Annotated in this window: 8 protein-coding genes, 2 pseudogenes and 1 riboswitch; of the genes and pseudogenes, 9 read left to right on the top strand and 1 reads right to left on the bottom strand. The window is 57.1% G+C overall.

Annotation, left to right across the window (positions count from 1 at the left end):
• Nucleotides 1-268: 268 nt before the first annotated feature.
• Nucleotides 269-579 (bottom strand): annotated as a pseudogene (locus tag C230_RS23410) (R2-like ligand-binding oxidase); the annotation flags it as partial.
• Between the two features lie 237 nt (nt 580-816).
• Here C230_RS23410 and C230_RS23005 point away from each other — a divergent pair.
• The 9 genes and pseudogenes from C230_RS23005 to C230_RS23995 form a co-directional block, all read left to right on the top strand.
• A complete protein-coding gene (locus C230_RS23005; protein ID WP_018132591.1) occupies nt 817-1,029 on the top strand; it encodes a response regulator transcription factor in 213 nt (70 codons plus the stop codon).
• A gap of 234 nt (nt 1,030-1,263) precedes the next feature.
• Nucleotides 1,264-2,043, top strand: a complete 780-nt coding sequence (locus tag C230_RS0113555) for a ribonuclease HII (RefSeq protein ID WP_026174316.1) — start codon at nt 1,264-1,266, stop codon at nt 2,041-2,043.
• Nucleotides 2,044-2,112: 69 nt separating this feature from the next.
• The gene (locus C230_RS0113550) at nt 2,113-3,795 is read left to right on the top strand and encodes a hypothetical protein (protein ID WP_018132589.1); all 1,683 of its coding nucleotides are present in this window, start codon (nt 2,113-2,115) and stop codon (nt 3,793-3,795) included.
• A 73-nt stretch (nt 3,796-3,868) separates the two neighbouring features.
• Nucleotides 3,869-4,159, top strand: coding sequence for an EscU/YscU/HrcU family type III secretion system export apparatus switch protein (locus C230_RS0113545; RefSeq protein WP_018132588.1), 291 nt, complete (start codon nt 3,869-3,871; stop codon nt 4,157-4,159).
• Nucleotides 4,156-4,518: a YraN family protein gene (locus tag C230_RS0113540; RefSeq protein WP_018132587.1), complete on the top strand. Its 363-nt coding sequence runs from the start codon at nt 4,156-4,158 to the stop codon at nt 4,516-4,518. Before C230_RS0113545 ends, C230_RS0113540 begins: the two co-directional genes overlap by 4 nt.
• Before the next feature lie 30 nt (nt 4,519-4,548).
• On the top strand, nt 4,549-4,800 hold the full coding sequence (locus C230_RS0113535; protein WP_018132586.1) for a YneF family protein: 252 nt from the start codon (nt 4,549-4,551) through the stop codon (nt 4,798-4,800).
• A gap of 62 nt (nt 4,801-4,862) precedes the next feature.
• A riboswitch (cobalamin riboswitch) is annotated at nt 4,863-5,175 on the top strand.
• A gap of 110 nt (nt 5,176-5,285) precedes the next feature.
• Nucleotides 5,286-6,242: an ABC transporter substrate-binding protein gene (locus tag C230_RS0113530; RefSeq protein WP_018132585.1), complete on the top strand. Its 957-nt coding sequence runs from the start codon at nt 5,286-5,288 to the stop codon at nt 6,240-6,242.
• On the top strand, nt 6,242-7,342 hold the full coding sequence (locus C230_RS0113525; protein WP_018132584.1) for a FecCD family ABC transporter permease: 1,101 nt from the start codon (nt 6,242-6,244) through the stop codon (nt 7,340-7,342). Before C230_RS0113530 ends, C230_RS0113525 begins: the two co-directional genes overlap by 1 nt.
• Nucleotides 7,336-7,845 (top strand): annotated as a pseudogene (locus tag C230_RS23995) (ABC transporter ATP-binding protein); the annotation flags it as partial. The gene C230_RS0113525 and the pseudogene C230_RS23995, both read left to right, overlap by 7 nt.
• Between the last annotated feature and the right edge of the window lie 123 nt (nt 7,846-7,968).

The following is a 7,968-nucleotide window of genomic DNA, read 5'->3' as shown; positions in this document are numbered from 1 at the left end:
GGGTTCGCTCGTAGGGTTCCGCTTGGATCTGCTCCGATGCTTGCTTCTGTAAGAGTTGGTTCAAAAACGACTGCATGAGAGATGGAGCCAGTTTGCCATGTGTTGTAAGCAGTTGGTGTAATTCTTCTGCGGAAAGGGTAAGATGGAAGTGAGTCATTTCGATTCCTCCTTGGGATATTGTTGTAGACAAACTCCATGATTCCCAAAAAGAGGATTGAAATGACTCTTCCTATTTCAGATCCTTTTTACACATAATACCGGACACAACTTCCGCCAGCACTCCTTCGATGAACATGTTGTAGACGGTGGAGGCTTCTGCAACCATGGGGCGCGCAGCAGACGGTTCATCGCTTCCGGTAAAATTTCGTAGAAAATTTTGCGGTACGTGGCGCTGTGGAAATGCGAAAGGTCGCCCGTTTCCCCGATCGCGTCAAGCAGCAGCCGGAAAAATTCGGTGTGTTTGGCTTCCTCGAACAGGAAAGTGGTCAAGAACATCTCTTCTTCGATCCGTCCTTCCTGTGCGACGACCATGAGCAGCGGCAGCAGATCCAGCGTGGCCGCTTCTTCGCCCGCAATCCACGCGGGCTGGTCGTGAGCATTTCGGATCGCATGTGGCCATCCCCTCCCCAAAACAAATCAATCAATTTTGAAAATATTTACAACAAAACCCAGAACTTTGGTACAATGTAAGTGCGTACATGTATAGGATACCGGTGGATCAGGTCGTATCCTATCCCTGAAAACGTAGGGAGGCAATGTCCGTGTCAAGCATGCGCGTGCAAACATTCGTCCGGGAGCTGGCGGCTGACCACTGCCTTGAACGAAGGTTGGAAATGGTGGTTTGTGCAGGAATTTGGCTTGTCATCGCTCGTCATTTCGTGCGGTGAAAGCATCAAGCAGTTGGCAGCGGCACTGCGGATCAGCCAGTTCACAATCCGCGATTACGTCCAGTCGGCCATCCGCAAAATGGGCGTCCAGCACCGGTCGCAGGCGGTGGCGGAAGCGATCCGGCAGGGGATTATCGATTGAGCCATTCCGATCATGAGGTGCAGGTTCTAGAGCAGTGGAAGTAAATCGATACTTTTGCATAAATATTCGGAGGTGCCAGGATGGACCCTAAAGGGTATTTGTTCGCTGCCGAAATGACTGAAAACAATGGCAGTTCGGTTGGCATCTGCAATAGTTTTTGTTCAGCAAACGGCAGGAACTGGCCAAAGAGCGCCGAATTTGTCAGGTGTAAGGAGAGATACACCGATGATCAATCTGAAACAGCAAACGATCGAACAAATCCGGTCCTGGCTGGACAAGCAAACGGACGTGCCGGATCACATCCTCGACCGGATGCGGCGGGACACTCGTGCGGGCGTGCGGGCCATCGCTGAATCGTATCTGAAAAAACGGGCGCGGGCGCGAGCGGAGCGGGAGCGGATGGCAAAGCTTTGGGACTATGAACGGACGCTTGCCGCGCAGGGATATCAGGCAATCGCGGGCGTTGACGAAGCGGGCCGCGGGCCATTGGCGGGACCGGTTGTGGCAGGCGCCTGTATTCTGCCGTTAGGGATTGAGATTCCCGGATTGAACGATTCCAAACAGCTGGCACCGGAAGAACGGGAGCGGCTTTTTGACGTGATCCAGGCGAACGCGCTCGCTTACGGTGTAGGCATCGTGGACGTCGACTATATCGATACATACAATATTTTGCAGTCTACATACGAAGCGATGCGGCGGGCGATCCAGGCGTTGCAAGTACAGCCGGATCATCTGCTGAACGATGCAGTGACAATCCCCGGCGTGGAGATTCCGCAACTGCCGGTGGTGCAGGGAGACGCCAAGAGCCATTCGATTGCGGCCGCTTCGATTTTGGCGAAAGTTACCCGTGACCGCCTGATGCAGGAATACGGCAAGTTATACCCGAAATACGGTTTCGAGAAGCATATGGGATACCACACGCCGGAGCATATCGAAGCATTGCAAAAATACGGTCCTTGCCCCATCCACCGCCGTTCGTTTGCCCCGGTGGCTGCGGTACTGGAACGTGTGTGAGTTTGACGGAGTGCGGTGTCGGGAGTGCAGGCGGCGGTTTTCCAAAAGTCAGCTGCAGGAGGGATCCATGTGAACATTCGGCTATCGTTGTTGCAAATCTCGGGGCAGACGCTGCGTGCCGATCCCACCCGTCCGGGTCTGCAGCTGGCAATCGGTGAGCTGGTACATGCAACGCTGGTCGAAATGGCGGACGACCGCTCCGCCATTTTGCAAATCAGGGGGGAAACGGTCCGGGCGCAGTTGCAAACCCCGCTTCCCAAAGGGGCGATTGTTCCGCTGGTAGTGATAGGCCAGACGGATAACGGCATGTGGGAACTGAAGGTCAGCCCTTTTGCAAAAGATGGCCTATCGGGCAATGCGGCACCGGAGTTGCTGCAGCAAGCGGCGTCCAGTGAAGCCGGACCCCAGTCGCTCTCCAGACTGCTGCAAAATCTGGGGCTGCGTAACACGCCGTTGACCCGGCAAATTGTCAGCAGGCTGTTGAACGGGGGACAATCGGTCACTCCCGTGTTGGTGCAGACGATCGAAGCACTGTTGGAACAAGCGGCAGAGGGCGTTCCACAGAGGGCGTTGACAACGGGACAGTCTGCCGGTTCGACCATGCAAGAAGCGGCGAACAGTCAGAGGTTGGCCCAATCCCTCGACGTTTTGGTCGAAATGGCAAGAAGGAATATCCCCTTGACTGCGGCCACGTTTCAAGCGGTGAAAGCGTTATGGAATGGACCTTCTCTCAGTGAACTGCTCACAGAGGCGTCGGTCTGGGAATCTCTTTCCGGTGATCATTCGTCGCCTGCCACCCGCCACCCGCTACCGGACAGTGCGGAAGCGGGCGGCTCGATCCCGGGGAGATTCGACCTCACAGGTGCTGATACCGGCTCTGCCCCGATGGATGGGGCACGTGGCGGTACAGCTTCTGCAAGAGCGTTTCACGCATCCACCAGCACGGCTGCTGGGTCCACGTTTGGCGTGGGTACAGGTTCTGGATTGGATGTTGATGGGCGTGCCACCGCGCTTCCCAAGGCGGCCGTTGCCCCCCGTTCCGGCACCGCTCCTGAAGCGCCAGCAAGCGTGCGGCCAGGCTTTCCGCTTGCAGACGTGATGCTGGAACTGGAGCGGTTTGTCCAATTGTCCCCGCAAGAACGGGTGATCGCATTGCAATCGGCGGTAAGACGGTTGGGGCTGGACCATGAACATAAGCTCGGCTTGCTGCAGAGGACGGGGGCCGAGATGGCCTTGCCCGACACCCTGAAATCAGTCGTCTTGACCCAACTGCAAGCACCTCCGAATGATCCGGCACTTGACCAAATCCTGCAGCACCTGACCGGCCAACAATTGATGCATTCGCGAAAAGATGATGCGAGCCCTTTCTTCTATCATTTCTTTGCGCTGCCGATCCGCGTCGGCGAACAGCCCGCGGATGCAAAGATTCACCTGCTGACCCGCAAAAAAGCAGGCAAGCACCTCGACCCGTTCAATTGCTACCTGTATTTCCAGTTGCAGTTGCCGACAATTGGAAAAGTGGGGGTGCATGTGCAAGTCGTCGAGCGTCTGGTGTCGATCCGCCTGATCGCCGAGGCGGACGTCCCCATCCGATTGGACGGTGTGGACTTGGCCGCGTTGCGGCAGGGGCTGCAGCAAGCTGGCTATCAACTGGGAACTGTTCGGCAGGAGATCGGGAAAGTGGATGGGACCGACCCATTTTTCCAGGCAAATGTGCCATTTGCGAACGGAACGTTCGATTTAAGGGCGTGAACCAACCGGGTAGCAGGAACCGGATACACAACCGGCTTTTTGCACCGATCCACTTGCGATGAGGTGACCGGATATGCAGCGCAATCAACCGAAAAAAGCGGCTGCCCTGGCTTACGATCCCGCTGTCGACCAGGCGCCGAAAATCGTCGCCAGCGGCCAAGGGGAAATCGGCCAGCGGATCATCGAACTGGCGAATGAACACGGGGTGCCCGTCCATCAGGATCCGGTGCTGGTCGAAACATTGCTGGCGTTTGACGTGGGACGCGAGATTCCGCCGGAACTGTACCAGGCGGTGGCGGAAATCCTGGCGTTCGTGCAGCATTTGGAACGAAAAGCGGCAGGGAAAACGGAGAATGTACCATGAAAGACCGGCGGGTCGAACGCGGACGCTGGGGAGAATCGGTGGCACGTCGTCATCTCGAATCGATGGGATGGGAGATCGTGGCCGTCAACTGGCGATGCCGCTACGGCGAGATTGACATCGTGGCGTTGGACGGCGCCGATCTGGTTTTTGTAGAAGTGCGCACGAGGTCGTCCAACCGGTTTGGCACGGCGGCCGAATCGGTCGATTGGCGGAAACAGAGGAAGGTACGGCAGGTGGCGGCTGCTTTTTTGGCGGCGAATTCGGTTTGCGCGTCCCGCTACCGGTTTGATATGATCAGCATACGGAGATCGGACGGCGGACAAGCTCCGGATCTTCTTCATTTTCGCAACGCATTCTGAAATCGAAACAACGGAAGCAGGAGTGAAAACATGGTCTGGTTGTATTGGGTAATCGGGGTTGTTAGTTTTCTTTTGGGGGCGGTTGCCGGATTTTACGGCGCGGTCCAATATTTGAAGAAACAGATGGCGAACATGCAGATGTCGGAAGAGGAAATCGCGGCGATGGCGCGCAGCATGGGCCGCAATCTGAACAAAAAGCAGCTGGCGCAAATCACGCGGCAGATGAAAAACATGAGCGCCAAGAATTTTGCGGCCAGCAACGCGAAAAAGAAGAAAAAGTAAAGCGGCGAACGATGGCGGTTGACAAGATTCGCCAATGGTTCTATGCTAATGCACAGAGACAAGTACATAGCAAGTGGATTGGTGCTCTTTCACGAGAGAGAATAGGGAAATCGGTGCAAATCCGATGCGGTCCCGCCACTGTGAGAGGGAGCTTTCGTTCCTGGATGCCACTGCCGCCCTCGGCCAGTACAGTGCTGGCTTCGGGGCCCGCCGAAGGAATCGGAATAGGCTGCAAGCGCTAAGGCAATGAATGGCCAAGTCGCCCTATATGCCGTTTGGGGGCGGCGCTTGATGCGGCTTCGGTGGGAAGGTTCGGGAAGGCGAACGGAAGCGATGAACTCAAGCCAGGAGACCTGCCAATTCGCGTGTTCCACAACCTTCGCGGAAAGGGATGTGGCGAGCGAGGCTTTTTTTGCTGTGCCCGCCCCTGACCGCCGGTTGGGGGCGTTTGTTTTTGTCGACATCAAAAAAGGGGAGAAATCAGCATGCGAAAACTTACAGCGATCGCAACCGCCCTGGTGTTGACCGCCGGGCTTGCGGCAGGTTGCGCATCCAAATCTCAGCCGGCGCCGCAGCAACCGGCCGGAAACGAAACGAAAACCGCGGGGCAGACTTCCTATCCGTTGACGATCAAGGATGCGACCGGAACGGACGTGACGGTTCAGAAAGAACCGCAGCGGATTGTGTCACTCGCTCCGAGTGATACGGAAATTCTGTTTGCGCTGGGCCTTGGCGACAAGGTGGTCGGTGTTGACAAATTTTCCGATTATCCGGCGGAAGCCAAGAATAAACCGGTGATCGGCGACATGAACACCGATACGGAAAAAGTGGTTGCGCAAAAACCGGATCTTGTACTGGGCGGTGCCTCCCTCAACAGCAAGGCGATCGAAGCGCTGCGCAAGCTGGGCATTACCGTATTTGCCGTCGAGCCGAAGACACTTGCCGATGTGCAGCAAAACATCCGTGACATCGGCAAGATCACCAACACGTCAGGAAAAGCGGAAGAAGTTGTGCGGGGCATGGAGAAAAAAGTGGCCGACATCAAATCGAAACTGCAGAGCCTGGCGGACGACAAAAAACCGCTTGTGTATGTGGAAGTGTCGCCCGCGCCGGATATTTTCACGGCGGGCAAAGGCACATTTATGGATGAACTAGTTCAGCTGGCGGGCGCCAAGAACGCGTTCGGCGATGTGAACGGTTGGGCAAAAATCAGCGCGGAACAGGTCGTGGCGAAAAATCCACAGGTGATTATCTCCACGCACGGCGTAACGGCTGATGTGCAAAAAGAGATCGCCGCCCGGCCCGGTTGGGACAAAATCGCTGCCGTCAAGGACAAGAAAGTGGTGGCGGTGGACACCAACCTTGTGTCGCGTCCGGGTCCGAGACTGGTTGAGGGATTGGAACTGTTCGCGAAGGCGATCCATCCCGAGCTGTTCAAGTGATGAATACGCGCAAGCTGTTGCTGGGGACGGGGATCCTGTCCCTGTTCCTGATCTTCAGTGCGGGTGTGGGAATTTCCGTCGGGAGTTCCCATATCCCGCTTTCTCATTCGATCGGCTATATCCTCGGCCACCTGCCGTTTGCCGAACCGATCATCACCCCCAACTGGAGCGAAACAGAAGCGGCCATCATCGGCAAAATCCGCCTGCCGCGGGTGCTGCTGGGCATCCTGGTCGGGGCTTCCCTGTCGCTGGCAGGCGTCGCATTCCAGGGGGTGCTGCGCAATCCTTTGGCAGATCCGTATATTTTGGGTGTGTCTGCCGGTGCTTCCGCGGGCGCGGCCACGATCATTGCGTTGGGGGCGGGAGCTGCGGTGACGGGCGGGCTTGCTTGGCATGGAACGGGGCTCGATCGGCTCGCCCTGACTGTTGCCGTACTCGGCCGCTTTGCCGTGCCCGTGGCGGCGTTTTTGGGCGCAATGCTGGCCCTTTTGCTGGTGTTTTGGCTGGGGAGGACGGAACGAAGGCTGCGGCCTGAAACGTTGATCCTGTCCGGCGTCGTGGTGAATTCGCTGTTCGGGGCGATTCTGACATTTGCGCTGACGATGGTGGCTGACAACAAGACGCAGCAGATCGTCCTCTGGCTGCTGGGCAGCCTGGCCTTGCGGGGCTGGGAGCACGGCCTGACGGTGCTGCCGTTTTTCTTGTTGGGATTCGTCGTAATCTGGTCGTGCAGCCGCGAGTTGAACGCTTTCGCGATGGGGGAAAAAGGGGCCGCCTCGCTCGGCGTACACGTGGAACGAACGAAGTGGATCCTGTTGTTGACCGCTTCGCTGGTCACCGCCGTCGCCGTGTCCTCGGCGGGCATCATCGGCTTTGTCGGGCTCGTGATTCCGCATGTGGTGCGCATGGTGACGGGATCGGACCACCGGGTTCTGATTCCGTTGGCGACACTGGCGGGCGGGATTTTTCTGGTGCTGTGCGACGCGATTGCCCGTTCGGTCGTTCCTCCGTTCGAACTGTCGATCGGGGTGGTCACTGCGGCGGTCGGTGTTCCATTTTTTGCCTGGCAGCTTCGCAGAAGCAGGAGGGGGATGTGGTGATCCGGCTCGAACAGGTTTCTGTGTATCTGGGCGGAAAGCCCGTTTTGCAAGCGGTGGATTTTTGCCTGGAGAAAGGGCAAAGCGTCGGCATCATCGGCCCGAACGGAGCGGGCAAATCCACCCTGCTGCAAGTGCTCGGCGGACATCTTGCCCCGACGGAAGGAAGCGCCCGTTTGTACGACAAGCCGATCCACGCCTATCGAAGAAAGGAACTGGCGCAACGAATCGCCTTCATGCAGCAGATCTCGCACGCGGCACCGCAATTTACTGCGTATGAAACGGTGATGCTCGCTCGTTATCCATTTCTTGGTAGGTTTCAAGCGGAACGGGAGATCGATCATCACATCTGCCGCTCCAGCATGGAACGGACATGCACGTGGCATCTTCGCGACCGCACGCTCGATGAGGTGAGCGGCGGCGAGCGGCAGCGGGTCTTGCTGGCGCAGGTGTTGGCGCAGCAGCCGGAATTGCTGTTGCTGGATGAACCAACTACTTATCTCGATCTGTTCCATCAGTTGGAGCTATTGACGCTGCTGAAACGGGAACAACAAAATGGGCTGGCCTGGGTGGCGGTGCTGCACGATTTGAATCTGGCCGCCCAGTATTGCGACCGACTGCTGCTGCTG

The sequence above is a fragment of the Effusibacillus pohliae DSM 22757 genome, from assembly GCF_000376225.1.
In the GTDB taxonomy this organism is placed as follows: Bacteria; Bacillota; Bacilli; order Tumebacillales; family Effusibacillaceae; genus Effusibacillus; species Effusibacillus pohliae.
This window is presented reverse-complemented; position numbering and strand designations above follow the sequence as displayed.

What these genes read in the sequence shown, in the direction of transcription:
- C230_RS0113545 (WP_018132588.1), top strand. Translation starts at nt 3,869, where the DNA reads ATGCAGCGCAATCAACCGAAAAAAGCGGCTGCCCTGGCTTACGATCCC.
- C230_RS0113540 (WP_018132587.1), top strand. Translation starts at nt 4,156, where the DNA reads ATGAAAGACCGGCGGGTCGAACGCGGACGCTGGGGAGAATCGGTGGCA.
- C230_RS0113535 (WP_018132586.1), top strand. Translation starts at nt 4,549, where the DNA reads ATGGTCTGGTTGTATTGGGTAATCGGGGTTGTTAGTTTTCTTTTGGGG.
- C230_RS0113530 (WP_018132585.1), top strand. Translation starts at nt 5,286, where the DNA reads ATGCGAAAACTTACAGCGATCGCAACCGCCCTGGTGTTGACCGCCGGG.
- C230_RS0113525 (WP_018132584.1), top strand. Translation starts at nt 6,242, where the DNA reads ATGAATACGCGCAAGCTGTTGCTGGGGACGGGGATCCTGTCCCTGTTC.